The following is a 25,074-nucleotide window of genomic DNA, read 5'->3' as shown; positions in this document are numbered from 1 at the left end:
TTAGAAATTCATTTTTTCAATCATTCCCAATCATAAATTTTGGATTAATGAGAGTATCAAATTCTTCTGGATCGATATAGCTTAGTTGAATTGAGGCTTCTCTTAGACTGAGATTCTTTTCATGTGCTAATTGGGCAATTTGACTTGCTTTTTCGTATCCGATTGATGGAGCCAATGCAGTAACAAGCATTAAAGAATTATCTAGATATTGCTTGATTTTTGGTTCATTTGCTTGTAGACCCTCAATCATATTTTCTCTGCAACTTTTACATGCGGTTTGAATAAGATTAATACTTTTTAAAATGTTGTATCCAATTAGTGGTTTATAAACGTTCATTTGTAGATGTCCACCACTTCCTGCTATGGATACTGAGACATCCATACCAATTATTTGTGTACATACCATCGCCATAGCTTCGCATTGAGTAGGATTGATTTTTCCTGGCATTATTGAGCTGCCAGGCTCATTGGATGGGAGCTGTAGCTCTGATAATCCGGCTCTTGGTCCACAAGATAAAAGTCGAAGATCATTAACGATTTTGAGAAAAGTTACGGCTAATAATTTTAATTGGGACATTATATTTACAAGGCCATCATGACTAGCCATGATGGCAAATTTATTAGCTGCGGTTTCAAAGGGTAAATTTGTTTTTCTAGAGATATCAAGAGCAATGAGGTTATCGAAATTCTCTGGAGCATTTATTCCTGTTCCAATAGCGGTTCCTCCCAGTGGAAGTGAATAAAGTTCTTCGAGGTTGATTTCAATGCGTCCTAATGCAGTCTCTAACTGACTTGACCAGGCGGAAACTTCTTGTCCAAGAGTCATGGGGACTGCATCTTGGAGATGAGTACGTCCTATTTTTATAAGATCCTTCCATTCATGACTTTTTTGATGAAACAAATTAATGAGCTTTTTTAATTCGGGTATTAAGGTCTTCTTTAAATTAAGTATTGTGGCTATCTGTATAGCTGCAGGGAAAACGTCATTAGTAGATTGAGAGCGATTGACATGATCATTAGGGTGAAGTGGATCATGACTACCTAAAGGCTTATTTAAACGTTTTGAAGCTATGTTGCTAATTACCTCATTTACGTTCATATTTGTTTGGGTACCGCTTCCTGTTTGCCATATTTTCAAAGGAAATTGATCATTGTATTTACCTTCAACAATTTCCAAACTTGCTTCGGTGATCAATTGTGCGATTTCTGTATCAATCAGACCTAAATGATTGTTTACACGAGCAGCAGAGGCTTTTATTTGAGCAATTGCATGAATGATTTCAAGAGGTACGATTTCATCGCCAATAGCAAAATTTAATATTGATCTTTGAGTTTGAGCTCCCCATAGCGCATTTTCTGGAACAGAAATCGAACCTAGACTATCTTTTTCAAGTCGTTTCATATTAGACATTGCTGTTGGTTTAAAAATTTAAATTCCCTGGGAATAAAGACTATAGCTATTGATTTTAGTTGAATCTATAGCTATGGTTTTTCTTTAGTCAACTAACAAATATTAATTGATTTAGATTTAGCATTTACACTTATATTCCAAGTCTATCCCAAATAACCTTCAAATTCGATTGATGTAATTCAGTTGAGAAGCATTCAGACAGTTTAGTTAGAGAGAGAATATTCATTACCTCTGTATCATTCTCAAGGTTGTTTTTGAAATTACCTTCAGGTTGATTCCATGCAGAATGAGCATGTTTTTGTACTAATCGATAAGAATCTTCGCGACTCATTCCATTCTCAACTAATGCCAAAAGAACTCTTTGACTAAAAACTACTCCTCCATAAATGTTTAAATTATGCAGCATATTATTCGGGTAAATGCCAAGTCCTTTAATAATCGCTGTCATTTCAGTGATCATAAAATGAAGTGTAATAGACGTGTCTGGCAACATTAATCTTTCATTGGAACTGTGGCTAATGTCCCTTTCATGCCATAGAGCTACATTTTCGAGAGCTGCAACTACATAACTTCTTAAAACTCTTGAAAGACCGCTGACTCTCTCACTCCTTATAGGATTTCTTTTGTGAGGCATAGCAGAGCTTCCTTTTTGACCTTTAGCAAAGTTTTCCTCTACCTCAAGGACATCTGTTCTTTGAAGGTTTCTAATTTCTGTAGAAAAACGATCTAATGATGATCCAATCAAAGCAAGAGTTTGTACATAATTAGCATGTCTATCCCTTGAGATCACTTGAGTACTAGCTGTATCACACTGAAGTCCTAAAAGTTCGCAAGTAATTTTTTCTATTTCGGGATCGGTATTCGCATAAGTTCCCATGGCACCACTGATTTGACCAACGGAGATATCGTCCTCGAGACTGTTCAGCCTTTCTTTGTTTCTTAGAGTTTCTGCTAGCCATCCTGCAAGCTTGAATCCAAAAGTAATAGGTTCTCCATGAATTGCATGAGAACGGCCAATCATTACGGTATTTTTGTGTTCTCTTGCTAAACCTCTAATAGCGTCCTCAAGCAATAAAAGCTCTTTTTTTAAAAGTTTTACTGATGACTTCAATTGAAGTGCTAGTCCTGTATCGAGGACATCGCTACTTGTCATCCCAACATGTATGTATCGGCCTGCCTCACCAACATATTCATTCACATTTGTTAGAAAAGCAATTACGTCATGCCGAACCTCTGCTTCTATTTCGAGTATGCGCTCGGGTGTGAAATTTGCCTTTGATCGAATGGATTGCATTGCATTAAGTGGGATTTTCCCTAGTTTGCAATTAGCCTCACATGCGGCTATTTCAACATCAAGCCAAGTTTGGTATTTGGCTTGTTCAGACCAAATATTTCCCATCTCTGGGTTTGTGTAACGCTCAATCAAAGTGCTACAAAGTTAAAGGTTACTTTAATTTAGGTCGTCAAGGTCAAGCTGACTTGAGTCTATTGTGTTCAACTTCCCAATGCACATATCTTCCCCAAGCCTGCTGCCTTACCCTACATTTTCCCCCTTTGCAGTCAATTACTTGGAAGGGAGGCAAGTCATTAGGTTGATTTGCAAATTTTGCAAAACTTCCTGGAGGCAAAAGCTCAAGTACCTCTCCAGCTTGATTCTTTGGGTTTAGATGAAAATGACCATGGCTAGATAGCTCATTTTTATTGGTGGGATGCATGAGCTTTTTAGACAAAAACTTTGGTCAATTAAATAGATTCTCTATTGAAAAAGAGGATTATTACGACTTCTGCGGTTTTTGTTCCGTTTCCTGTTTGTTTTTGTAAACAAATGACTAAAAAATCGCGATTAGATCTTCACTTGCTGACTAAGGGATTAGCTAAATCTCGTCAAGAGGCGCAGAAGCTCATTAGAGCTGGTAAGGTCAAAACAATTAATGGACAAATTCTTGATAAGCCAGGCCAAGAAGTTTTAAAAGATCTTCAGATAGAAATTACTCAGCCTTTGAAGTATGTATCTCGCGGAGGTGAAAAGTTGTCTGCAGCCTTTGATCAATTTCCGCTTAGTATCAAAAATCGAGTTTGTCTAGATGCTGGGATTTCCACTGGTGGTTTTACAGATTGTCTTTTGCAATTAGGAGCAGCAAAGGTTTATGGAGTTGATGTTGGCTATGGCCAAACGGCATGGAGTATTAGAAATGATCCAAGAGTGGTTCTGTTGGAACGTACTAATATTAGACATTTAACTCCTGAAAAATTATTTAATGATGGAGATCCAATACCTGACTTCGCTGTAGCTGACTTATCTTTTATCTCTCTAAAAATTGTTTTGCCTAGTCTTAAATCTCTTCTTAATAATGCCCGGTCTGAATTGTTAGTATTAGTAAAACCTCAATTTGAGGTTGGCAAGGACAAAGTTGGGAAGGGCGGAGTCGTTCGGGATCATTCTCTGCATCTTGAGGCTATTGAAGGCGTGATAAACGAATCTAAAAAATACGGATGGTATCCAAAAGGATTGATCGCATCACCCTTAAAGGGACCTGCGGGTAATCAAGAATATTTATTATGGATGAACGATGACTCTAAGGGATTCGATAACATAGAAAAATTGATGGATTTTTCGTAAATTTATAGAGCTATTTCGTTTTTATCACCTGTTCTTATCCTTACTACGGAATCTATTGGAGTTACGAAAATCTTTCCATCTCCAATCTCTCCAGTTTTTGCTGCTTCAGCAATAGCTTTTAAAACAATGTCAATTTTTTCTTCAGGGACAACAACTTCTATCTTTAGTTTTTGAAGAAATTCAACGGTGAACTCGGAACCTCTGTATCTTTCGACTTGTCCTTTTTGGCGTCCAAATCCTCTTACTTCGCTTACAGTCATTCCGACTACACCAGCATTGACTAAGGCGATCTTTACGTCTTCTAGTTTAAAAGGGCGTATTATTGCTTCTATCTTTTTCATATCACTTTAAGAAACTTTTTTGATCTTAGATAATTTTTGATCAGATTTTGTCTATTGGACTTAGAGAATTGATGAAATTTACATTTAGTCCAGCATTTGTTGCATCTTCTTGAAGCATTCGGGCGTCCTTGGTAGGAATTATTACTAAGCCATTACTGATAATTTCCCAATGATTGGATTCGAAATGAGTTTGTAGCCAAAGAATTCCGTGAACAGTTTTCGGCTCTATTTGAGTTCCATTTCTCTTTTCAGAAAGACTGATGTCCATAAAAAATCTTGTTTATGCATCTATTAGGGGGGAAAGCGTGAATTAGTTTTGTACTCATTGATACATATCTCCTTTTCCCCATCATTTAAATGTTTTTTATTAGCAAAATTTATTAGAGGGTTGAATCCTTAATCCAGGTATTATGTAGTCTGTTATTAAATTCCTATTCAAGATATTCAAATGAGTGAAGAAAATATTAAAGAGGTAATTATGTATGGGGAAAGGGAAATAGCTGCTGGGAGATTGATTTGCTTTCCTAATCCCAAGACTAATAGAGATTATGAAATTTCAATAGATTTCCCTGAATTTACATGTAAGTGTCCTTTTTCGGGTTATCCAGATTTCGCTACTTTAAGGATTGTATATCAACCAGATAAGAAGGTAATTGAACTAAAAGCAATTAAACTTTATTTAAATAGTTTTCGTGAAAAGAAAATATCTCATGAAGAAGTTACAAATAAAATAATAGATGATTTTGTTGAAGTTTCTGACCCTAAATGGATGCAATTAGAAGCTAATTTTAACCCTAGAGGAAATGTTCATACTATCATTAGGGTTTGTCATGGAAAAAGAAATGATTTAGAGTTAATCACTTAGAAAACTAATAAATTTCGGCAATTCTTTCGAGAGACCTGCAAGATTTCTGTTGCTTAAGCCACCTATATAGATAATAGATTGATCCTTTTCATGTAATAACCAAATCTTCTTGGTAGATATTATACTTAGTGAACCACCAAGAAGTATTATAGCGAAACTGGTATAAACAAAGGGTACTCCGGGATCACGCTTTAAAAGTAATCCACTACTTGGTATTACATTTATTATTTTAATTAAAGTATTTTTCACTTCCGCTTCCTTATTTATGCTTATGTTTGTAAGTCTCGTACCATCATTATCATAAATTGTTACAGGTCCCAATTCACTCGAAACTGTTAATAAGATTTGCCCTTCTCCATCTTTTTGGGTTGGTATAATAGTTCCCCAAGTTTGTTCCCCTAGCTCTGGAATAGATTTTATTGGAATTTGTAATTTGGGACTATTATCAACTTGAAGTGTTATTGCTGCTAATGACCAGTCGGCTTGATATAATGTTAGTCCTTTGTACCTTAATGGAGAATTAACACTAATCTCCTTCTCTTCATTATTTCCATTTGGTTCAATAACTTTTACTATTGATCTATACTGCTCAGTTCTTCCTTGAGGGTCTCTTTCTATTTGAAACTTTAGTAATTTTATTGTTAATCCTTTCTCTTCATTATTGTTTAATAAATCTATTGATCTTCCAGGTGCGATGAATCTTTCTAAAGTTTTTCCATTTAATGATCCGTATGTTGCACCTATCATCAATAAGATTAAACCTAGATGAATTAGTATAGGTCCTAATCTACCAATTACTCCTTTCCTTGCAGCTATCCTTCCATCTGTTTCTCTCACATTCCAACCTTGCTTTTTTAAATTTATTGAAAGTTTTTCTAAGCTTTTTGAAGGATCATTAGTTTTAATTGTCTGCGCGACAGAAAGTTTTGCTATTTGACGAGGAGATTTATAATCTATCCAGTTTAATGCTGATTTAAGTATTGGTAATTGTCTTCTAAAACTACAAACTGCCAGAGCTAAACCAAGCCAAGTTAATAAAATCAAAAACCAGTAACTTGTATAAACATGATTGAATTGAAAAAGTATTAATATATTTCCATTGATTAGTCCAAGAAAAGGATCATTATTGAAATTATCATAGTAGAATTGATCTGGTTCTTGTTGTGGGATAAAAGTTCCTGCTGCACAAGAAATTGCTATTAAGAATAATAGTAAAATAGCAATCTTTAAGCTAGAAAGCCAATTTAAAACTTGGCTGATTTTTTTCATCTAATTCATATCCAAGTAGAAAGAAGGCTGAAAAGACCTACGGTTAATAAAATAACCCCACTAATTGGTGGAACCCATTTCCCAATAGGTCGCAAAGATAATAATTTTGGAACACTTGCTGCAAAAGTTCCTGCAATAAATAAAGGAACAATTTGCCCAATCGCAAAGCTTGCAAGAAAAATTGTGCCACCAATGGGGTTACCTTCCTTGGCAACCCATGCGAGAAGAACAGCAAGGACAGGAGTTGTACAAGGCGAGGAGGCTAATCCAAAAGCTAACCCTGCTGAAACCGGTGCGAAAGCTGGGGGGACTTTGCTTGTCCAAGCTTCAGGATCAGGTCCAGATGGAAGGGCGATTTTTAAGAGGCCAAGGAGATTAAGGCCCATAATTATGGCTAAAAGACTAATAAGTATTGAAAAGAAACCAGGTAATTGGCCATAAATTTTCCCTAAAAAACCGCTTAGACTTCCTAGAACCACTAGTGAAATAACTATCCCGCCGCAGAAACTAAAAGTTTTTTGTAGAGGGTTTTGTTTACTTTTAAATCCAGCTAGATATGCAACTGTTATTGGTAATAGTGATAATGAGCAGGGGCCTAAACTGGTTAAAAGGCCTCCAGTGAAAACTATTAGGAGTGATACAGGGGTTGGATTATTTAGCCCATTATTAATTATGTGCTCGCCATGACGAGCCATATCAGAGACAACCAAGCTTATGGAAGAAATGCTCAAAAAAAGATTTGCCACACCACTTTTCCTTTCTAGATTATCTATTTAAGCGTCAATTTGAGGAATTTTTAATTAATAAATCTGAAGATTCAATAGAGGATCTGACCAATAAGGCTGCTATTAGTAAGCTTGAGATTAATGAGTTTCCCCCATAACTGATCAGAGGGAAAGGAAGACCTGTTGTTGGCATTGCACCTGAGGAAACTGCGATGTGCATAATTGATTGGCCTACAAGAATAGTTCCTGATCCAATAGAAATTAGTTTGGTATAATTATTTCTACAATTAAGGGATATTTTTAGAGTTAAATATGAAATTACGAGTAAAAATGTTAAAAGTAAAATAGATCCAAAAAATCCAAATTCTTCTGCAAAAACAGCAAATATAAAATCAGTACTTCTATATGGTAGATATTGTAATTTTTGCATTGAAAGACCATATCCTTCTCCAAATAAACCACCTGAACCGATAGCATAAAGACTCTGAATTAATTGATAACCCCCTTCTTGTGGATCTTTCCATGGGTTGATAAATGATAAAACGCGACTTTGCTGGTAAGCATTAAAAAAAATACTTATTGAACCAATGGTTAAGCCTGATAAGGCCGTGTTGAAAAGATGCTTAAAATTAATACCAGCAGCTAAGGCAATCATCCAAAGTAATATTCCTGTTAATGCAGCAGTGCTTAAATTTGGTTGTTTTATAATTAATAAAATAATGGAGGCAAATATAGTTAACCAAAAAATTTTTTTTTCTGAATTTATTCTCTCCCATTGACCAAAAAGTTTTGCACTATGAAGGATAATAAAAGGTTTGATTAATTCCGATGGTTGAACTTGGATTGGACCGATAATCAACCATCTTGTAGAACCATTGACGGTACTACCGAAAAAACTTGTTGATGCAATCAGCAGCATTCCTATAAAAAGGCAAGGACCTGAAACCCTAAGCCAGCTTTTTAATTTGATATTGATGGCGAGATAAAAAATGCTCCAGCTAGCGATTAGCCAAATTATTTGTCTTTTTATGTAATAAGTACCTTCACCCATTTCTCTGGTGGCTACCCACCAACTAGCTGATCCAAGTATGAAAATTCCTGAAATGCTCCAAAAGGCTATTAATCCCATTATTAAACGCCCTTCCATAGGCCAAAATGGCCAAGGCAATGGAAGAATTTTATCGTTGATGAAATTACTCAGAAAATCTTTTGATTCATGCCTCTTTTTCGATTTGGAAGTGTATGGTGTTTTTTTATTAGAAATATTACTCAAAGGATATTTTGCTTGTATACCATTGAGCCGTTAAATTGCCATTTTGCCAAGTCTTTAAACTTTAATTAATTTACTTTTTTTTGAATTCCTTAAAAACTAAGAAGTTTTTACGAGTTAAATTTAATTGTTAATTTTTAGAGATCAAATTAAAGAAATTGGATTAAAAACTAATAACTTAATTTTACAACCGCAGGATTAAATTTTAAACAAACTATATCTTGATTTATGTTGGGTAAATAAAAATTGGCTTGATAATTCTCCGCAGATTGTTAATTTAACCAACTTTTCAAGTTATTGATAGAGAAAATTTTTTTGTTTTGATGCAAGTCTCGTGATAGATTCCCCGGGCCTTTGCAGAGAGCTTAGGTGTCTTGTTTGCAAAACAACTTCTCGCTATCACTAAGAAACTCCAAAAGGAGGAAATTTTGTGGCATCTGAGACCGTTGACAAATGCTCAAGTCATGATCCTCTTCTGGATATGGACTCATTGGACACATCGTCCAGAGTCAAATCAGACGAATATCTTGAACTTCAACTTCGAGTATTCCGTCTGACATTTTTATTGACTATTTTTTCTGTTGGCATAGCAGGTTTCTTTTGTGGAATCCAAGCTAGTGCAAGCCTATTTATTGGTGCTTTATCAGGAATTCTTTATTTTCGCTTGCTTGCTCGCGGGGTTGGAAGGTTAGGTACTTCATCAAAAATTGTCGGTAAAGTCCAGTTGTTAGTTCCGGTTCTTTTGGTTTTGGTGTCTTCTAGATTTCCTCAACTTGATTTGATTCCGGCTTTATTAGGATTTTTGCTTTATAAACCAGCGTTAATTATTCAGTTTCTATCTATGCCTTAATTGCTTGTTAGAAATCAAATTTTTAAGTTTTGTTTGTTTGGCTTTTTTTTTCTACGCAACCTAACTACCAGATAAATGGGTTTTTTACCATTTGTTTTTCCTTTGGCCGAATTAGAGGTGGGTCAACACCTTTATTGGCAAATTGGAAATTTTAGAATTCACGGCCAAGTTTTTATGACTTCATGGCTGCTCATAGGCGCTTTGCTTGCCTTGGTGGTCATTGGAACAAAAAAAATGGACCGTGATCCAAAAGGGGTTCAAAATCTTTTGGAATTTCTGTGGGATTACATACGTGATCTGGCTAGAACACAAATTGGTGAAAAGGTTTATAGAGATTGGATGCCTTTCATCGGAACCCTCTTTCTGTTCATATTTGTGAGCAATTGGGGCGGAGCATTAGTTCCCTGGAAGCTGATTGAACTACCAAGTGGAGAACTTGGTGCACCTACAGCTGACATAAATACAACTGTTGCTTTAGCACTACTGGTATCTCTTTCATATTTCTACGCGGGGTTGAGCAATAAGGGTTTGCGTTACTTCGAGTATTACGTTCACCCAACGCCAATAATGCTCCCGTTCAAAATTGTAGAAGACTTCACAAAGCCTCTATCTCTCTCATTCCGTCTATTTGGAAACATTCTCGCAGACGAACTTGTAGTAGCGGTACTTGTTTTTCTTGTGCCTCTTGTTCTTCCGGTTCCTGTTATGTTTCTAGGCTTGTTTACTAGTGCTATTCAAGCTCTGATTTTTGCAACTCTTGCTGCTTATTACATCGGGGAAGCAGTTGAAGAGCATCATTAATCATGATTTTTTGCTACTGAATTAACTTTTCAATGGCAAATTTCCTGCTTTGAGGCCTGAAATTCTTTCAGTATCATCTCAAGAACTATGAGATTCACCCCTCGCAGGTATAAACTCCCGTTCACAACTCTTTAAGCGTTTAAAGCGCTACACATCTTTAGCAGAATTATGGATTCCATTACCACCGCCGCATCAGTTGTTGCAGCTGGTTTAGCTGTAGGCCTTGGCGCAATAGGCCCTGGTATCGGTCAGGGTAGTGCTGCACAAGGAGCAGTAGAGGGTATAGCCCGTCAGCCAGAAGCTGAGGGAAAGATCAGAGGTACTCTGCTTCTTTCTTTCGCTTTCATGGAATCACTTACCATTTATGGCCTTGTGGTTGCATTGGTGCTTCTCTTCGCTAACCCTTTTGCTGGTTGAGTATTTCAAAAAAGGGCTGATTGAGTAAATCAATTAATTGATTTACTTTCAGCCCAAATATTTGAAAATTCCTTAGCAAATTTCAATTGCCGTTATTCGGCTCGCTTAATTTCTTGCACCTTAGCTAATGCCAACTTTGTTTTTGTTTGGTGCCTCTGAGGGAGGTCTGTTTGATTTCGATGCAACACTTCCGCTTATGGCGGTTCAGGTTGTGTTGCTTACTTTCATACTTAATGCTCTTTTCTTCAAACCTGTTGGGCGGGTTGTTGAAGAAAGAGAGGATTTTGTAAATACCAGTCGGGCAGAAGCAAAGAAAAAAATCGCTGAAGTCGAACGACTAGAGACTGAACTCAAAGAGCAGCTAAAAGAAGCTCGACTCGAAGCTCAGAAGGTGATTCTTGAGGCAGAGCAGGATTCTGAGAATCTTTATAAAGAAGCTCTTGCTCTTGCTACTTCAGAGGCAAATGCATCAAGAGAAAAAGCTAGGCGTGAGATTGATTCGCAAAGAGATGAAGCTCTTAATCAACTCAAAAGCGAAGCTGAAAATCTTGGTGATTTGATTATTGAAAGACTATTGGCAAAAAAATGACTTCTTTAATTTTCGCTTCCGAAGGCTTTGGTCTCAACTTAAATATTTTTGAGACCAACATTATCAACTTAGCAGTTGTTGTTTTTGGCCTCTATAAGTTCTTACCAGGCTTTTTAGGAAAAATCCTAGAAAGACGAAGGACTTCAATACTTTCTGACTTAAAAGAAGCAGAAGAGCGTTTTTCCCAAGCGCAAGATTCCCTTTCAAAAGCAAAAGACGAGCTTGCCTCCGCTAAGCAAAAAGCAGAAAAAATTAGAAATGACTGCAAAGCCAGAGCAGAGGCAATTCGTTTGGAGAGTGAAAAAAGGACTGTTGAGGAAATGGCAAGAATTAAACAAGGTGCTGCCTCTGATTTAAATGCTGAAGCTGCAAGAGTGACTTCCCAATTAAGGAAAGAGGCTGCAGAACTTGCTATTGAAAAAGCTTTAACAATGCTTCCTAAAAAGTTAGATTCAAATACTCAAGATATTTTTCTTAAACAGTCAATTAAAAATATTGGAGACAACTAATGCCACTACTTAATACCATTACTACTCCTTATGCCGAAGCTTTCATTCAAGTCGCTGAGAGCCGTAACGAGGTGGATGAAGTAGTAAAACAAGCTAAATCTATTTTAGAACTTTGGAATTCTTGCCCTGAATTTAGTGATGCAATGTCATCACCAGTTTTAGAGGTTAATCAGAAGAAAGCAGCTTTAGAAAAACTTTTTTCTAGTCAGGTCACTCCCTCTTTCTTAAATCTTCTAAAACTTTTAGCAGATCGGCAGAGAATAGGTTTGTTGAATTCTGTTCTTGAAAGATTATTGGAAATCTATCGAGAGCAAAGAAATATTGCTTTGGCAACAATTACCTCAGCTTCAGCTTTAAGTGAAGATCAACAATCTGAGCTACTTAAGAAAGTACAATCCATAGCTGGTACAGATAATTTGGAAATCGATCTAAAGGTCGACTCTGAATTGCTAGGTGGCTTTGTGGTCAATGTTGGATCAAAGGTCATTGATGCCAGCATCGCAGGGCAAGTTAGACGACTTGGTCTTGCTTTGGCCAAGGTCAGTTAATTCTCTTCTGACTTTTTCCTCTTCCCCCTCCCTTTCATCTTCCCCATTTTAAGTAAATCCCATGGTTTCTATACGTCCCGACGAGATCAGTTCAATTCTAAAACAGCAAATTGCTGATTACGATAAATCAGTATCTGTAAGCAATGTAGGTACTGTTTTACAAATTGGAGATGGTATCGCAAGAGTTTATGGACTTGAAAAGGTTATGGCAGGTGAGCTTGTTGAATTCGAGGATGGAACAGAAGGTATTGCATTAAACCTTGAAGATGACAATGTCGGTGTCGTTTTGATGGGTGAAGCTCTAGGAGTGCAAGAGGGAAGCACAGTAAAAGCAACTGGAAAGATCGCTTCAGTCCCAGTTGGTGAGGCAATGTTAGGAAGAGTTGTTAACCCTCTTGGACAGCAAATAGATGGGAAAGGTGAGATGGCTACAACTGACTCAAGACTAATTGAGTCAATAGCTCCAGGAATTATTAAGAGGAAGTCAGTACATGAGCCTATGCAAACGGGCATAACATCCATTGATGCGATGATTCCTATTGGAAGAGGTCAGAGAGAGTTGATTATTGGTGATCGTCAAACAGGAAAAACTGCAATAGCAATCGATACAATAATCAATCAAAAAGGTCAAGATGTTGTTTGTGTCTATGTGGCCGTTGGTCAAAAACAAGCATCAGTGGCAAATGTAGTTGAAGTTTTGAAAGAAAAAGGAGCTTTGGATTACACAATTATTGTTAATGCAGGTGCATCTGAAGCTGCAGCTTTGCAATATTTAGCCCCTTATACAGGTGCAGCAATTGCAGAACACTTTATGTATCAAGGTAAGGCGACACTAGTTATTTATGACGACTTAACCAAGCAAGCTCAGGCTTACAGGCAAATGTCATTACTTTTACGTCGTCCACCAGGTCGTGAAGCATATCCAGGAGATGTTTTTTATTGCCATAGTCGTTTACTAGAGAGAGCTGCAAAACTTTCTGATTCGATGGGTGCAGGGTCAATGACCTCTTTGCCTATTATTGAAACGCAAGCAGGAGATGTTTCTGCTTATATCCCAACCAATGTTATTTCAATTACTGATGGTCAAATCTTCTTGAGCTCTGACTTATTTAACTCTGGATTAAGACCTGCAATTAACGTTGGTATTTCAGTTAGCCGAGTGGGAGGAGCTGCTCAAACGAAAGCTATTAAGAAAATAGCTGGTACTTTAAAACTTGAGCTAGCTCAGTTTGATGAACTTGCGGCATTCTCTCAATTCGCATCTGATCTTGATGAGGCTACTCAAAAGCAATTAGGTAGGGGGAAAAGACTAAGAGAACTACTTAAACAACCCCAATTTGATCCTCTGAATTTAGCTGAGCAAGTAGCTATTGTTTATGCAGGGGTTAAAGGATTGATTGATGAGGTGCCTGAGGAGGAAGTTACAAAATTTGCTCGTGAATTGCGTGATTATCTAAAAACAAATAAGGCTGATTTTATTAATAATGTTCTCTCGGAAAAAGTATTAAGTGAAGCATCTGAGTCAATGCTTAAAGATGCTATTAACGAGGTTAAATCCTCAATGCTTGCAGCTTAAACGCAAAGGCTATCTAAGAGAGAAAATTACCTATGGCTAACCTCAAGGACATACGAGACAGAATTGTATCTGTCAAAAACACAAGGAAAATTACAGAAGCGATGAGACTAGTTGCTGCTGCAAAAGTTCGGAGAGCACAGGATCAGGTCCTAAGGAGTAGACCTTTTGCTGATCGATTGGCAAGGGTTTTAGAAAATATACAATCAAGGATGCAGTTTGAAGCTGCTGACTCTCCTCTGCTAAATAGACGTGAAGTTAAGACAATCACTCTCTTGGCTGTTACTGGGGATAGAGGATTATGTGGAGGTTACAATGCAAATATTATTAAAAGAACAGAGAAACGCTATGCCGAATTAAAAAGTCAAGGATATAGTCCTGACCTAGTCTTAATCGGTAAGAAAGCAATAGGTTATTTCGAAAATAGATCTAGCCTTTACAATATAAGAGCTACTTTTAAAGAATTAGAACAAGTGCCTACCTCTGAGGATGCTAGCTCTATTACGAGTGAAGTATTAGCAGAATTTCTCTCCGAAAGTACAGATCGAGTAGAGGTCATTTATACTAAGTTTGTAAGTTTGGTTAGTTGTAACCCAACAATACAAACTCTTTTACCTTTAGATCCTCAAGGAATAGCAGATTCAGAAGATGAGATTTTTAGATTAACTACAAAAGATAGCCAACTAATTATTGAAAAAGATGCAGCTCCTTCGAATGAAGAACCGAAATTACCTTCGGATATTGTTTTCGAACAAAGTCCTGATCAACTTTTGAATGCTCTTTTGCCTCTTTATTTACAGAATCAATTACTACGTGCGTTACAGGAGTCAGCTGCTTCAGAGTTGGCGAGTAGGATGACTGCAATGAATAATGCTAGTGATAACGCTAAGGAGTTGGCTAAAAACCTTACTATTGATTACAACAAGGCTAGACAAGCAGCAATTACACAAGAAATTTTAGAAGTTGTTGGTGGAGCTGCAGCGTAGTTTCTTATTTATCTAATTTTGCAAATTCGCAAAGTATAAGTAATTAATAAAGTGAAACTTGAATTTATAGAAATGGACATTGATTGGCCTTATGAATTGTGCATAGTTGACTTAAAAAAACATATTTTATCTGTTCTAAGAGAATTTGGTGACCCACTAAGGTGGGCAATTACTTCAGTGACGACTCGTTCTGAAAAAAAAATCCAGATAATATCGCTGGAAGTTGTATTGATTATTAATCAGGATAAGGAAAAAGGCGTTAATCCCTGAATTGGATTGATCTCTTATGACAAATACTGATCCTTTCCCTACATTATTGATTATTCCTACAGGTATAGGGTGCAGTATCGGTGGCTATGCAGGAGATGCAATACCCGTTGCAAGATTATTGGCTTCTGTGAGTGACTGTTTGATAACTCATCCCAATGTTATGAATGGTGGATCTTTGTATTGGCCAGATACTTGTATCCAATATGTAGAAGGTTATAGTTTAAATCTTTTTGCCGCTGGAGAAGTATTTCTCAAGCCAGTAAGACAACAAAAAGTAGGTTTGCTATTAGATGCTGGTTTAGAGCCTGACTTGAAAAAAAGACATTTACAAGTTGCTGATGGCTGTATCGCGACCCTGGGTCTAGATATTGGTCCTGTAATTACAACTGAAAGAGCTATAAGAATGAATCTGAGGAAAGGTTTAAGTGGTTCAAGTTGGGGGAGTATAGAAGATCCAGATGTTCTTTTGAGAGCTGCCGAAAAACTGAAGAAAGCTGGTGCAACAGCAATTGCTGTAGTAACGCGTTTTCCTGATGATAGTGATGAATTAGAAACTCAACTTTATAGACAAGGTAATGGTGTTGATGTCATTGCGGGACTCGAGGCTGTAATCAGTCATTTCCTTGTAAAACATTTACTGATTCCTTGTGCCCATGCACCGGGGTTAGCTCCATTACCAATTGATTATGATCTAGATCCTCGAACCTCGGGAGAGGAGATTGGGTATACATTTTTGCAAAGTGTTTTAGTTGGTCTTAGTCGTGCACCTGATCTGATCGGCAAGTCAGCTATGAATACCAAAGATAATGCTTTTTCACAGGTGAGAACTTTATTAAGGAATAGTGATTTGGGAGCTGTTGTTGTTCCGCAGGGTGCATTGGGTGGCGAAGCAGTTTTGTCTTGCATCGAAAGATTTATTCCTTTAATAGTGGTTTCTAATCAAGGAGTATTAAATGTAAGCTCCAAAAAGATGAGGCTAGATTGCGTACCTGGTGATAAAGATAAGCATATTTTGTATGCTGAGAATTATTTAGAGGCTGCGGGACTAATAACAGCTTTACGTCATGGGATTAATATTAAGTCTCTACGAAGACCAATTGATTGCTTAAAAGAAATTAATGACGAAAAGAAGTAGATTCAAAGACTTATCTTGAGGCTATTGGCTTTTTCCACCCACTTCCAAAAGCTTGGTGACTGATTTTCAACAAAGGAGGGGCTTGATAACGTTTGAATTCAGCTTTCTTTAATAAATTGGCGACTTGGAGAACTATCTGCTTATCAAAACCTTTTTCTATTAAAACTTCAGTTGGTAAATGCTGTTCAATTAAACCGTTTAGTATTGGATCAAGAATGAAATAATCCGGCAAAGAGTCGCTATCTAATTGCTCTGGTCTTAATTCAGCACTTGGAGGCTTGCTTCTTATTTCAGAGCTTATGATTTCTCCTGTTTCAGGGAGGAAGAAATCATTTCTACAAGTAGATGATGACTCGCCATCTATCCAATCACATAGATCAAATACACTTGTCTTATAAAGATCTCCAATTACAGACAAGCCTCCGTTCATGTCTCCGTAAAGGGTGCAATAACCTACAGCCAGTTCTGATTTATTTCCTGTAGATAGAAGTAAATGCTTCCTTTGATTTGCAAGAGCCATCAATATTGTTCCTCTAATACGAGATTGTAGATTTTCAGCTGTTATACCTGTTGGTATACCCCATATTGAATTAGATAAAACATCGTTGAAACTATTCATTATGGCTGAGATCGGGATCCTTTGATGATTTATTCCAAGTCGATTAGCTAACGCCGTGGCATCATTTACAGACCCTGCTGAACTCCATGGAGATGGCATTAAAATTGCATGAACTTTAGACTTGCCTAAAGCTGCGACAGCAATAGCGGCTACTAGTGCTGAGTCGATACCCCCACTTAATCCAATAATCGCACTTTTGAAATTACATTTCCTTGCATAATCTTTAACTCCAAGAACTAAAGCTCTGAAAAGAACTTCTTGTGATGTTGGAGTCTTACTCGATATCGAGGCTTTTTGTTTGAGGGAAGATATTTCACAAAGACTAATTGACTCTGTGAAGGCAGGAAGTTCATGCCGTAATTTCCCTTCATTGTTAAGAGCAAAACTAGAACCGTCAAAAATTAATTCATCATTCCCTCCTACTTGATTTACATAGATCACGGGGCATGAAAGACGTATAGCTGCTTTGGCTGCTATGCGTTGGCGTAGTAAACTTTTAGCTTCAATAAATGGAGAAGCTGAGAGATTGATCAGTAAATCTAATTTTTCTTGTTCTAGGGATCTTAAAGGGTCTTTCCCTTGGATCTTCTCATTTTGTAAGTTTTTTTCAACCCATATATCTTCACAAATAGTTATTCCAATCTTCCAGAGTTTTTTTTTGGTATTAAAATTTAAAATACTACTATTTTCTGCAGAACGAAAATAGCGTTTTTCATCAAACACATCGTATGTGGGTAGGAGTTGCTTCCTCGCAACGATTCTCCAGGAACCTTTTTCTAGAATAACAACAGAATTATAAAGTTTAGGAATTTCTTTATCTGGAGTTGGTTCTGCGATACCAATTAATACAGATAAGTCTTGACTAAGATTACTTAATCTTTCGCTTAATTTGTTTAGGACATCTTTTTCCTCTTCGAACAGTTTTGGATTAAATAGTAAGTCTTTTGGAGGGTAGCCGATTAAAGAAAGCTCTGGTGTTATTACTAGATCAACATCTTCGTTCTTCAGCTCTTTGCATACTTCAAATATTTTTTCTGTATTACCATCAAGATCTCCAATGACTGGATTTAGTTGGGCTAAGGCTAATTTCATTGTTTGTTATCTGCCAGACCGTATAGATTTTCTTCAATTAGTAATGGAACAAGCTCTTGAGGGACAAGAACTTCTTGAGGTCTTTCTCTGAATTTCGAACTTGATGATTCAGGTATATTAAAAGGCAATAGATTAATTTCACCACCAAGATTTTTAATTTCATCTAATTGATTATCGCTAATTGGCCATCCATCTCTCATTGTGATAGCTATTGCTGCTTTACTGAGAATAGATCTGGCATTGAGCCATTTTGGAATTTGAGAAGCTAAATCACTACCAATTACAAAACTTAACTTCGCTTCGGGCCATAGTTGAGAAGCTTTTTTTAGAGTATCAATTGTCCTAGGACTACTCAATTCTTGAACTAGCTCTAATTTAGGATGTGAAATTTTTTGTACAAGTATTCTTAAAAGCTGAGTTCTTTTTAGAAGGGGAATTTGATGTGTTTTATCAGGGTTATCACTTGCCCATGTTATGACTTTTGGGAAGATTTTTGTTAATTCATTCAACATGGCCTCGTGACCTAAGGTAGGCGGATCAGCACTTGTTCCGAATAGTGCTATTTTGCTCAGTTTTGCTTTCATGGCAACAAATAATTCTTGTTTTTTGTCGTACTTGATGTAAGAAATTTATAGTCACCAAGCATTATTCGAAAGTCTGTATTTTTTTTGAGAATATAGTTCAACATTAATCGAGGTCTCCCATCTTTTTTATTTGTACTCCTTAAAAATTTATAAGCTGCGAGACGACCTATGATTTTTGTTGAATGAATCGCAAGAGTTGCTTGTACAATGGCTATTAAAGCAGTGGGTGCAAGGCTTAATCCTCCCGTAAGAGGTGCAGCAAGTAACAGTATTTTCTTGAAAATGTTTAAAGTAAATTGTATGCCTATTTGTGCCCCCCCAAGTAATGAATTTTGAAAACCAAGCTTTTTAACTAATTGTCTAGCGGATGGACCACCTACCTCTAAACCATATAATTTACTTAATTGGATAACAAGGGCACTATCAAAAGCAAGACCAGTAAGAAGATCAATCATTAAAAAGGGATTAATTGCTACTCCTGAGGCTTTTAAAGTTGCAAATTTGCCGATTAAGCTTTGTGCTTCTGCTTTGTTTTTAAGTAGTCGATTCTCCTTAAGTGATTTGTATAAATAGTCTGCAATCCTAAGACTATTTACACAAAGTAGTAATTCCCCGCTTTGATCGAGAATATCTTTAAGTTCATTCTTGAGAATATCAACTTTAGGTGTTTTTTGTTCACTTCTAACAGTCCCGTCTGGTTTTATTTTTGCTTCCCTTGGAGACGATGATACTAGAGAAATTTTAATTTTCTGTTTGCAAAATGATAATTTTCTGTGAATACTAGAGAGTATTAACTTTGTCTCTTTTGCATTCCATTGATCACAACGATTTAAGACTATTAGTATGGGTTTATTATGCCTTAATAGCTGTTCAATAGAATTCAATTCGATTCGAGTTAGATCACTATCAATTACAAAGAGAATTAAATCCGTATCTAATATGTAATTAAAATGTATTTCTTCTTGATTAGTTTTATTTATTTCATCTATACCAGGAGAGTCTATTATTTCAACTTTGTTTAAGCTGCTAAATCTTTTCTCCAACGTATAAGATTTCGTAGTCTTTGTATTCCCGTTTAGCACATCGGTTGGAAAGATTTGCTTTCCAACTAATGCATTTAACAAGCTTGATTTCCCAACTCCAACTCGTCCATATACTGATATGCGTAGTTCTTTTTTTTCTAATTTGTTTATTTGAACTTCTAGCTGATTTAAAATATCAGCAAACTTAGTTCTCTCGTAATTAGTAAGATTTAGATTCTCTTTCCATTGATCAATGCAAAACTTGCATTTTGTAGCTATGTCTGTTTTGTTAATCATTTATTTGATTTTCTCCACCAACCAGCCAAAACCGCCAATACAGCTTCTGCTCCTATTAAACCAACAAATCCACCAAATTCATCTACCACAACTCTGACTCCATTTTTGTCTTCATTAAAACCAATCAGTAGTCTATCTACTCGAATCATTTCTGGCACAAACTCTACATTTTCGCTTAGATCGTAAGGAGTTAAATGAGAGTCTCCTTGAAGTAAAGAGGCTAGAAGCTTTTCACGGTTAGCGACACCAACAACCTTGTCTACTTCTTCCCCTAATACTACCCACCATGTGGCATTATTTTCTAATAAATTTGATTTAACAGATTGCAAAGAAACTCTTCCTGGAAGTGTTGGAGCAGCAACTCGTGGAGTCATTAGATCTTTAGCCGTAAGATCATTAAGCTGAAAAACTTTGGATATCATTGCAGCCTCATCTGCTTCTATTTGACCTATTTGAGATCCAAGCCTGGCCATCTGTCTTATTTCTTCTTCGTCTGTTGTTAGCTCGCTCTTGGCAGTGATAATTGGTAGTAGACGTTCAAGAACTATTAGCAATGGACGCATAACTATACTTAAGAAATCAAGCACAGGTGCACTCGTTAAGCTTATTTGCAATGCAAGCCTCGTACCTAGTGCTTTGGGTACGATTTCTCCAAGAAGTAAAACAAGAATGGTTAGGCCAATGAAAAATATTGGCTTTACATTTCCGATCCTATTTTGAAAAATAAAACTTGCGTAGCTACCAACCATTAAACTTCCAAAAATATTGAAACTGTTATTAGCAATGGTGACTACAGTTAGAGTTCTTCCAATTCGGTGACGTAATTTCTCTAATCTTCTAGCTCCCAGTACTTTTGGTCTTCTTCTGGCAAGCTCATGCACGCGTAATGGGTTGACAGCCAATAATGCTGCTTCTATCCCTGAGCACATTGCAGAACCCATTAAAATAATTGCGATAAGAGCAGTTAAGAGCAGAATGTCTTGGCTCATCCCCTAAAGATTTTTTAAATAGTAAGGATCTTTTGCTTTTATTTTTCCACTAAGTCAGTTCTCTTGCCATCCTAAAGAGTAAATAGAGTTATTTTTGTGGCTGATTCAAGCATTTTTCGTCGCCGTAGAGACATATTTCTGTCACATTTAGGAGAATATGCGGCCATTATCCCCGCTGCAGAACTCGTGACTCATCATGCAGATTGTGAATATCCTTTCAGGCAAAATAGTGATTTTTGGTATTTAACTGGTTTCGATGAGCCAAATGCAGTAGCGTTGTTTTTACCTCATAAACCCAAGGGAGAGCAATATGTATTGTTCGTATTGCCAAAAGAGTCTGCAGCAGAAGTTTGGACTGGCTTTAGGTGGGGAATAAAAGGAGTTTTAGATAATTTCGATGTAGATATATCCCATCCTTTAAATGAATTACCAAACCTTTTGCCTCATTATTTAAAAGGGGCTGAAGGGATTGCGTTTCGAGTTGGGAAACATCCACATTTGGAACCTTTAGTTTTGAAAACTTGGTCTGAGCACTTACAAAAACTTCCTAGAAGTGGCTGCGCTCCGTTTTCAATGATTGCACCTTGCCCAATACTTCATGACCTGAGACTTCGTAAAGATGAGTTTGAGATAGAAAGGATGCGTATCGCATCAAAAATTTCTGCAGAGGGTCATGAAATAGTTAGAGAATATGCACGCCCTGGGATGAATGAGAGAGATTTGCAAGCTCAAATAGAAAAATACTTTCTTGAAAAGGGGACAAGAGGTCCTGCTTATGGCTCAATAGTTGCTTCAGGTGACAATGCATGTGTACTTCATTACACGGCAAATAATTCACCAATAAGAGATGGAGAGCTTGTTTTGATAGACGCTGGTTGCTCTTTGGATGATTATTACAATGGCGACATAACAAGAACCTTCCCTGCTAGTGGCAGATTTTCTGGAGAACAAAAAGCTTTATATGAAATTACTCTCACAGCTCAAGAAGCCGCAATTCAATGTGTTAAACCAGGTGCTAACACCGAAAATGTACATATGACTGCCTTGAAGCATCTTGTTAAAGGTTTGGTTGATATTGGCCTGCTTGTTGGCGAAGTGGATTCGATCATTGAACAAGAAGCTTACTCTCATTTGTATATGCATCGAACAGGTCATTGGTTAGGTCTTGATGTTCATGATGTAGGGGCATATCGACTCGGTGATTATCATATGAAGCTTGAACCTGGAATGGTTTTAACAGTTGAACCTGGTATTTACATAAGTGATCGTTTAGCAGTACCCGAGGGGCAGCCTGAGATAGATGAGAGGTGGAAGGGTATTGGGATTCGCATTGAAGATGATGTTTTAGTAACAAAAAATTCTGTAGAAGTATTGAGTCGTGGTGCGACTAAGAATGTGAATGATTTGGAAAAATGATTGAATTCATTGAGAAAATTCCAAAAAAATCTGTTTAATTGAATGACAATGAGGAATTAATCTTCCCAAATAATTTTCTATTTTCATAATCCCTTCATTATCAAATAATAGAAAACCTTTTGAATTCCTAATCTAGTTATTCAAATAGGTCCTAGTTCCTGTTAGGTTGTTATCTTGTTAGCTAGTAGAAAACTTAGAGATGATGGTTTCTGAAGAGGCTGGTACTGTGCAAGAAGATGTAACAAGTACTGAGGGAATCCCACAATCTGAAAACCAAGGAAAAGTTAGTTCTGAAGAGACAAAATCAGGTCGACCAAGTGCACTTGGAGGTGCTGCAGCATTAGCAACTGCAACGATAGATGCAGATGGAGTACCTTCTGGATATACACCAAAGGCAGATGAGGGAAGATTTTTATTAAAAATTCTTTGGTTGCCAGACAATGTGGCTTTGGCCGTTGATCAAATTGTTGGAGGAGGGCCTAGCCCACTTACAGCCTATTTCTTTTGGCCAAGAGAGGACGCATGGGAAACATTAAAGTCTCAATTAGAAGAAAAAAGTTGGATTACTGATAATGAAAGAGTGGAAGTTCTAAACAAAGCAACAGAGGTGATTAATTATTGGCAAGAAGAAGGAAAAGGAAAGACCTTAGAACAAGCCAAAATTAAATTCCCTGATGTAACTTTCTGCGGTACGGCGTAAAAAAGTCTTTGAGAAAATATTTGTTCAAGGGGAAAATTTGTTTTAATTTTAGTCAGATTTTGAAGCATTAAACCATGCTTTAGCTTTGTTCAATGCTTCTTGAGCTTTTATTTTTTCGGGGGAGGTTTCTTTATCCTGAGCTTGACTTAGTTGATTTTTAGCTTGTTCTAATTCAGCTTCAGCTTTGGCAGAATCAATATTTTTACCCATCTCAGCTTTATTTACTAAAACTGTAACTTCATTGGATTCCACTTCCGCGAAACCTCCACTTAGCGCGATTGAATCCCACGTACCGTTTTTAAAAACCCTCAAAACACCAAAATCAATAGCAGTAACCATTGAAATGTGACCAGGTAGTACCCCCAATAGCCCTGTGGTGCTTGGAAGTATTATTTCATCAGCAGTATCATCGAACACGCTTTGATCAGGAGCAAGAACTCGTAGAGTTAAAGACATATCTTTTGGGTTTAGAAAACGTTGTACTTAGATGTAATTGTATATAGAAAAGATTTTTAACCTTTTGCTTCAGATTCTATTTTTTCTGCTTTAGCCTTTACTTCCTCGATGCTTCCAACAAGATAGAAGGCTTGTTCAGGTAAGTTGTCCAGTTCTCCTGAAAGAATCATGTTAAAGCCTTTGATTGTATCTTCTAATTTCACATATTTACCAGACATACCAGTGAATATTTCAGCAACAAAGAATGGCTGAGATAGGAATTTTTCGATTTTGCGTGCACGATCTACTGTCTTTCTGTCTTCTTCTGAAAGTTCGTCCAATCCCAATATGGCAATGATGTCTTGCAATTCTTTGTATCTTTGAAGTGTTGATTGAACTGCCCTGGCAGTGCGGTAATGCTCATCACCTACTACAGATGGCTGTAGCATGGTGCTGGTGGAGTCAAGTGGGTCGACAGCAGGATAGATGCCTTTAGCCGCAAGAGCTCTGGCTAGGACAGTAGTAGCATCTAAATGAGCAAAAGTAGTAGCAGGAGCAGGATCTGTTAAGTCGTCAGCAGGAACATAAACAGCTTGAATTGAGGTGATAGATCCTTCAAGAGTGGAGGTGATCCTTTCCTGAAGCTCTCCTACGTCAGTACCTAAAGTTGGCTGATATCCAACAGCAGATGGCATACGACCTAATAATGCAGATACTTCTGATCCAGCCTGAACAAATCTGAAAATATTATCAATAAACAAAAGAACATCTTGTTTGTTTACATCACGAAAGTGCTCAGCCATCGTCAAAGCTGATAGGCCAACTCTCATTCTTGCCCCAGGGGGCTCATTCATTTGGCCAAAGCACAAGGCTACTTTTGACTTGGTTAGATCCTCTGAATTTATGACCCCAGATTCTTTGAATTCTTCGTATAGATCGTTACCTTCTCTTGTTCTTTCTCCAACTCCACCAAAAACTGATACTCCTCCATGTTCTTTAGCAATGTTGTTAATTAGCTCTTGAATTAAAACTGTTTTTCCTACACCAGCACCTCCAAACAGCCCAACTTTTCCCCCTTGGCGGTAAGGAGCAAGTAAATCAATAACTTTAATACCAGTCTCGAATACTTTTGGCTTTGTTTCTAGGTCTGTGAGGCTTGGAGCTGAACGGTGAATTGGCGAAGTTGTTACGTCCTTAAGGTCTCCCTGCTCATCAACGGGTTCTCCAAGAACATTGAAAATTCTTCCAAGGGTAGCTTCACCAACAGGTACTGAAATGGGAGCTCCTGTATCTATTGCTTCCATTCCTCTGACTAATCCGTCAGTTCCACTCATGGCCACGGCTCTGACTCGATGATCACCGAGTAATTGTTGAACCTCTGCAGTTAGTGCAACATCTTGCCCTGCAGGATTCTTGCCTTCAATCCTTAGTGCATTGAGAATTGAAGGGAGTTTGCCAGCTGGAAATTCAACATCTAAAACTGGACCAATTACTTGGCGAACAATACCCTTAGTTCCGACAGTAGTGGTAGCAGAAGCGGCCATAAGATAACTAGAAACTTTGTGAGCATGCTCTGATTTGCATACTCTTATCAGCGGCTTAGACTACCACTTCACAGGCGTTTTTTTTCAGTGTTCGGTCAACCGCACAGAATATATGTGGTCTTGTGAGTGTTTAGATGCATAAATTAATACCGTTGGTAATGAGTAATACTCTTTATCGAGTCAGCGCTTTGCGCTTT

28 protein-coding genes are annotated in these 25,074 nt (G+C 37.2%); 14 read left to right on the top strand and 14 right to left on the bottom strand.

Annotation, left to right across the window (positions count from 1 at the left end):
• Nucleotides 1-16: 16 nt before the first annotated feature.
• From AC6EI2_RS06075 to AC6EI2_RS06065, 3 genes are all read right to left on the bottom strand, one after another.
• Nucleotides 17-1,411, bottom strand: coding sequence for a class II fumarate hydratase (locus AC6EI2_RS06075; RefSeq protein WP_498461471.1), 1,395 nt, complete (start codon nucleotides 1,409-1,411; stop codon nucleotides 17-19).
• A gap of 130 nt (nucleotides 1,412-1,541) precedes the next feature.
• Nucleotides 1,542-2,837 carry an adenylosuccinate lyase gene (gene purB, locus AC6EI2_RS06070; RefSeq protein WP_498461470.1) on the bottom strand — a complete coding sequence of 432 codons (1,296 nt, stop codon included), beginning with the start codon at nucleotides 2,835-2,837 and terminating at the stop codon, nucleotides 1,542-1,544.
• Nucleotides 2,838-2,880: 43 nt separating this feature from the next.
• Nucleotides 2,881-3,126, bottom strand: coding sequence for a hypothetical protein (locus tag AC6EI2_RS06065; protein ID WP_498461469.1), 246 nt, complete (start codon nucleotides 3,124-3,126; stop codon nucleotides 2,881-2,883).
• Between the two features lie 110 nt (nucleotides 3,127-3,236).
• Between AC6EI2_RS06065 and AC6EI2_RS06060 the strand changes: the two genes are divergently transcribed.
• A complete protein-coding gene (locus tag AC6EI2_RS06060; RefSeq protein ID WP_498461468.1) occupies nucleotides 3,237-4,031 on the top strand; it encodes a TlyA family RNA methyltransferase in 795 nt (264 codons plus the stop codon).
• A 2-nt stretch (nucleotides 4,032-4,033) separates the two neighbouring features.
• Here the strand turns inward: AC6EI2_RS06060 and AC6EI2_RS06055 are convergent, their stop codons facing one another.
• Nucleotides 4,034-4,372 (bottom strand): P-II family nitrogen regulator, encoded by a 339-nt coding sequence (locus AC6EI2_RS06055; protein WP_498461467.1) that lies wholly within the window; start codon nucleotides 4,370-4,372, stop codon nucleotides 4,034-4,036.
• Between the two features lie 40 nt (nucleotides 4,373-4,412).
• Nucleotides 4,413-4,640, bottom strand: coding sequence for a hypothetical protein (locus AC6EI2_RS06050; RefSeq protein WP_498461466.1), 228 nt, complete (start codon nucleotides 4,638-4,640; stop codon nucleotides 4,413-4,415).
• Nucleotides 4,641-4,820: 180 nt separating this feature from the next.
• On the opposite strand from AC6EI2_RS06050, the gene queF reads away from it, so the two are divergent.
• Nucleotides 4,821-5,237: a preQ(1) synthase gene (gene queF, locus AC6EI2_RS06045; RefSeq protein ID WP_498461465.1), complete on the top strand. Its 417-nt coding sequence runs from the start codon at nucleotides 4,821-4,823 to the stop codon at nucleotides 5,235-5,237.
• On the opposite strand, the gene AC6EI2_RS06040 is transcribed toward queF, so the two are convergent.
• Genes AC6EI2_RS06040 through AC6EI2_RS06030 form a run of 3 tightly spaced genes read right to left on the bottom strand, consistent with a single transcriptional unit; the run spans nucleotide 5,226 to nucleotide 8,504 of the window.
• Complete coding sequence (locus tag AC6EI2_RS06040) at nucleotides 5,226-6,506, bottom strand: cytochrome c biogenesis ResB family protein (protein WP_498461464.1); 1,281 nt, start codon at nucleotides 6,504-6,506, stop codon at nucleotides 5,226-5,228. The genes queF and AC6EI2_RS06040 overlap by 12 nt on opposite strands.
• A 5-nt stretch (nucleotides 6,507-6,511) precedes the next feature.
• Nucleotides 6,512-7,252, bottom strand: a complete 741-nt coding sequence (locus AC6EI2_RS06035; protein ID WP_498461463.1) for a cytochrome c biogenesis CcdA family protein — start codon at nucleotides 7,250-7,252, stop codon at nucleotides 6,512-6,514.
• A gap of 34 nt (nucleotides 7,253-7,286) precedes the next feature.
• Nucleotides 7,287-8,504 carry an FtsW/RodA/SpoVE family cell cycle protein gene (locus AC6EI2_RS06030; RefSeq protein ID WP_498461462.1) on the bottom strand — a complete coding sequence of 406 codons (1,218 nt, stop codon included), beginning with the start codon at nucleotides 8,502-8,504 and terminating at the stop codon, nucleotides 7,287-7,289.
• 427 nt (nucleotides 8,505-8,931) lie between these two features.
• Here AC6EI2_RS06030 and AC6EI2_RS06025 point away from each other — a divergent pair, with 427 nt between their 5' ends.
• The 10 genes from AC6EI2_RS06025 to AC6EI2_RS05980 all read left to right on the top strand — a co-directional run bounded on the left by AC6EI2_RS06025 (nucleotide 8,932) and on the right by AC6EI2_RS05980 (nucleotide 16,179).
• Entirely contained in the window at nucleotides 8,932-9,351 is a 420-nt protein-coding gene (locus AC6EI2_RS06025) for an ATP synthase subunit I (RefSeq protein ID WP_498461461.1), read from the top strand.
• Nucleotides 9,352-9,426: 75 nt separating this feature from the next.
• Nucleotides 9,427-10,152, top strand: coding sequence for a F0F1 ATP synthase subunit A (gene atpB, locus AC6EI2_RS06020; RefSeq protein WP_498461460.1), 726 nt, complete (start codon nucleotides 9,427-9,429; stop codon nucleotides 10,150-10,152).
• 168 nt (nucleotides 10,153-10,320) lie between these two features.
• Nucleotides 10,321-10,569: an ATP synthase F0 subunit C gene (atpE, locus tag AC6EI2_RS06015; protein WP_011125758.1), complete on the top strand. Its 249-nt coding sequence runs from the start codon at nucleotides 10,321-10,323 to the stop codon at nucleotides 10,567-10,569.
• Nucleotides 10,570-10,696: 127 nt separating this feature from the next.
• Nucleotides 10,697-11,158, top strand: a complete 462-nt coding sequence (locus tag AC6EI2_RS06010; protein ID WP_498461459.1) for a F0F1 ATP synthase subunit B' — start codon at nucleotides 10,697-10,699, stop codon at nucleotides 11,156-11,158.
• Nucleotides 11,155-11,667: a F0F1 ATP synthase subunit B gene (locus AC6EI2_RS06005; protein WP_498461458.1), complete on the top strand. Its 513-nt coding sequence runs from the start codon at nucleotides 11,155-11,157 to the stop codon at nucleotides 11,665-11,667. The genes AC6EI2_RS06010 and AC6EI2_RS06005 overlap by 4 nt, the downstream gene beginning before the upstream one ends.
• Nucleotides 11,667-12,215: an ATP synthase F1 subunit delta gene (gene atpH, locus AC6EI2_RS06000; RefSeq protein ID WP_498461457.1), complete on the top strand. Its 549-nt coding sequence runs from the start codon at nucleotides 11,667-11,669 to the stop codon at nucleotides 12,213-12,215. The genes AC6EI2_RS06005 and atpH overlap by 1 nt, the downstream gene beginning before the upstream one ends.
• 61 nt (nucleotides 12,216-12,276) lie before the next feature.
• Nucleotides 12,277-13,791: a F0F1 ATP synthase subunit alpha gene (gene atpA / locus AC6EI2_RS05995; protein ID WP_498461456.1), complete on the top strand. Its 1,515-nt coding sequence runs from the start codon at nucleotides 12,277-12,279 to the stop codon at nucleotides 13,789-13,791.
• A 32-nt stretch (nucleotides 13,792-13,823) separates the two neighbouring features.
• Nucleotides 13,824-14,774: a F0F1 ATP synthase subunit gamma gene (locus AC6EI2_RS05990; protein ID WP_498461455.1), complete on the top strand. Its 951-nt coding sequence runs from the start codon at nucleotides 13,824-13,826 to the stop codon at nucleotides 14,772-14,774.
• Nucleotides 14,775-14,846: 72 nt separating this feature from the next.
• Nucleotides 14,847-15,044: a DUF8621 family protein gene (locus AC6EI2_RS05985; protein ID WP_498461454.1), complete on the top strand. Its 198-nt coding sequence runs from the start codon at nucleotides 14,847-14,849 to the stop codon at nucleotides 15,042-15,044.
• Nucleotides 15,045-15,060: 16 nt separating this feature from the next.
• Nucleotides 15,061-16,179, top strand: coding sequence for a DUF3326 domain-containing protein (locus tag AC6EI2_RS05980; RefSeq protein WP_498461453.1), 1,119 nt, complete (start codon nucleotides 15,061-15,063; stop codon nucleotides 16,177-16,179).
• A gap of 10 nt (nucleotides 16,180-16,189) precedes the next feature.
• On the opposite strand, the gene AC6EI2_RS05975 is transcribed toward AC6EI2_RS05980, so the two are convergent.
• The 4 genes from AC6EI2_RS05975 to AC6EI2_RS05960 are packed head-to-tail and all read right to left on the bottom strand — an operon-like array spanning nucleotide 16,190 to nucleotide 20,782.
• Nucleotides 16,190-17,890 (bottom strand): NAD+ synthase, encoded by a 1,701-nt coding sequence (locus AC6EI2_RS05975; RefSeq protein ID WP_498461452.1) that lies wholly within the window; start codon nucleotides 17,888-17,890, stop codon nucleotides 16,190-16,192.
• Nucleotides 17,887-18,474: a nicotinate-nucleotide adenylyltransferase gene (locus tag AC6EI2_RS05970; protein ID WP_498461451.1), complete on the bottom strand. Its 588-nt coding sequence runs from the start codon at nucleotides 18,472-18,474 to the stop codon at nucleotides 17,887-17,889. Before AC6EI2_RS05970 ends, AC6EI2_RS05975 begins: the two co-directional genes overlap by 4 nt.
• Nucleotides 18,471-19,793 (bottom strand): GTP-binding protein, encoded by a 1,323-nt coding sequence (locus AC6EI2_RS05965; protein ID WP_498461450.1) that lies wholly within the window; start codon nucleotides 19,791-19,793, stop codon nucleotides 18,471-18,473. The genes AC6EI2_RS05970 and AC6EI2_RS05965 overlap by 4 nt, the downstream gene beginning before the upstream one ends.
• Entirely contained in the window at nucleotides 19,790-20,782 is a 993-nt protein-coding gene (locus tag AC6EI2_RS05960) for a CNNM domain-containing protein (RefSeq protein ID WP_498461449.1), read from the bottom strand. The genes AC6EI2_RS05965 and AC6EI2_RS05960 overlap by 4 nt, the downstream gene beginning before the upstream one ends.
• Nucleotides 20,783-20,878: 96 nt before the next feature.
• Between AC6EI2_RS05960 and AC6EI2_RS05955 the strand changes: the two genes are divergently transcribed.
• Nucleotides 20,879-22,198, top strand: a complete 1,320-nt coding sequence (locus AC6EI2_RS05955) for an aminopeptidase P N-terminal domain-containing protein (RefSeq protein ID WP_498461448.1) — start codon at nucleotides 20,879-20,881, stop codon at nucleotides 22,196-22,198.
• A gap of 199 nt (nucleotides 22,199-22,397) precedes the next feature.
• Complete coding sequence (locus tag AC6EI2_RS05950; protein WP_498461447.1) at nucleotides 22,398-22,898, top strand: 30S ribosomal protein PSRP-3; 501 nt, start codon at nucleotides 22,398-22,400, stop codon at nucleotides 22,896-22,898.
• 48 nt (nucleotides 22,899-22,946) lie between these two features.
• On the opposite strand, the gene atpC is transcribed toward AC6EI2_RS05950, so the two are convergent.
• Both atpC and atpD read right to left on the bottom strand, forming a co-directional pair.
• Entirely contained in the window at nucleotides 22,947-23,354 is a 408-nt protein-coding gene (atpC, locus tag AC6EI2_RS05945; RefSeq protein ID WP_498461446.1) for an ATP synthase F1 subunit epsilon, read from the bottom strand.
• A gap of 56 nt (nucleotides 23,355-23,410) precedes the next feature.
• The gene (gene atpD / locus AC6EI2_RS05940; protein ID WP_498461445.1) at nucleotides 23,411-24,877 is read right to left on the bottom strand and encodes a F0F1 ATP synthase subunit beta; all 1,467 of its coding nucleotides are present in this window, start codon (nucleotides 24,875-24,877) and stop codon (nucleotides 23,411-23,413) included.
• Nucleotides 24,878-25,074: the final 197 nt, after the last annotated feature.

The sequence above is a fragment of the Prochlorococcus sp. MIT2302 genome, assembly GCF_059772385.1.
Note: the sequence above shows the minus strand (reverse complement) of the source record. Positions and strands in the feature narration are given on the sequence as shown.

Excerpts from the sequence above, each read along its gene's own strand:
- AC6EI2_RS05990 (WP_498461455.1), top strand. The coding sequence starts at position 13,824 with ATGGCTAACCTCAAGGACATACGAGACAGAATTGTATCTGTCAAAAAC.
- atpH (WP_498461457.1), top strand. The coding sequence starts at position 11,667 with ATGCCACTACTTAATACCATTACTACTCCTTATGCCGAAGCTTTCATT.
- AC6EI2_RS05970 (WP_498461451.1), bottom strand. The coding sequence starts at position 18,474 with ATGAAAGCAAAACTGAGCAAAATAGCACTATTCGGAACAAGTGCTGAT.
- AC6EI2_RS05950 (WP_498461447.1), top strand. The coding sequence starts at position 22,398 with ATGATGGTTTCTGAAGAGGCTGGTACTGTGCAAGAAGATGTAACAAGT.
- atpD (WP_498461445.1), bottom strand. The coding sequence starts at position 24,877 with ATGGCCGCTTCTGCTACCACTACTGTCGGAACTAAGGGTATTGTTCGC.
- atpC (WP_498461446.1), bottom strand. The coding sequence starts at position 23,354 with ATGTCTTTAACTCTACGAGTTCTTGCTCCTGATCAAAGCGTGTTCGAT.
- AC6EI2_RS06060 (WP_498461468.1), top strand. The coding sequence starts at position 3,237 with ATGACTAAAAAATCGCGATTAGATCTTCACTTGCTGACTAAGGGATTA.
- atpA (WP_498461456.1), top strand. The coding sequence starts at position 12,277 with ATGGTTTCTATACGTCCCGACGAGATCAGTTCAATTCTAAAACAGCAA.
- AC6EI2_RS05985 (WP_498461454.1), top strand. The coding sequence starts at position 14,847 with ATGGACATTGATTGGCCTTATGAATTGTGCATAGTTGACTTAAAAAAA.
- AC6EI2_RS06065 (WP_498461469.1), bottom strand. The coding sequence starts at position 3,126 with ATGCATCCCACCAATAAAAATGAGCTATCTAGCCATGGTCATTTTCAT.
- AC6EI2_RS06010 (WP_498461459.1), top strand. The coding sequence starts at position 10,697 with ATGCCAACTTTGTTTTTGTTTGGTGCCTCTGAGGGAGGTCTGTTTGAT.
- atpE (WP_011125758.1), top strand. The coding sequence starts at position 10,321 with ATGGATTCCATTACCACCGCCGCATCAGTTGTTGCAGCTGGTTTAGCT.
- AC6EI2_RS06075 (WP_498461471.1), bottom strand. The coding sequence starts at position 1,411 with ATGTCTAATATGAAACGACTTGAAAAAGATAGTCTAGGTTCGATTTCT.
- AC6EI2_RS06040 (WP_498461464.1), bottom strand. The coding sequence starts at position 6,506 with ATGAAAAAAATCAGCCAAGTTTTAAATTGGCTTTCTAGCTTAAAGATT.
- AC6EI2_RS05965 (WP_498461450.1), bottom strand. The coding sequence starts at position 19,793 with ATGATTAACAAAACAGACATAGCTACAAAATGCAAGTTTTGCATTGAT.
- AC6EI2_RS05975 (WP_498461452.1), bottom strand. The coding sequence starts at position 17,890 with ATGAAATTAGCCTTAGCCCAACTAAATCCAGTCATTGGAGATCTTGAT.
- queF (WP_498461465.1), top strand. The coding sequence starts at position 4,821 with ATGAGTGAAGAAAATATTAAAGAGGTAATTATGTATGGGGAAAGGGAA.
- AC6EI2_RS06005 (WP_498461458.1), top strand. The coding sequence starts at position 11,155 with ATGACTTCTTTAATTTTCGCTTCCGAAGGCTTTGGTCTCAACTTAAAT.
- AC6EI2_RS06055 (WP_498461467.1), bottom strand. The coding sequence starts at position 4,372 with ATGAAAAAGATAGAAGCAATAATACGCCCTTTTAAACTAGAAGACGTA.
- atpB (WP_498461460.1), top strand. The coding sequence starts at position 9,427 with ATGGGTTTTTTACCATTTGTTTTTCCTTTGGCCGAATTAGAGGTGGGT.
- AC6EI2_RS06050 (WP_498461466.1), bottom strand. The coding sequence starts at position 4,640 with ATGGACATCAGTCTTTCTGAAAAGAGAAATGGAACTCAAATAGAGCCG.
- AC6EI2_RS05980 (WP_498461453.1), top strand. The coding sequence starts at position 15,061 with ATGACAAATACTGATCCTTTCCCTACATTATTGATTATTCCTACAGGT.
- AC6EI2_RS05960 (WP_498461449.1), bottom strand. The coding sequence starts at position 20,782 with ATGAGCCAAGACATTCTGCTCTTAACTGCTCTTATCGCAATTATTTTA.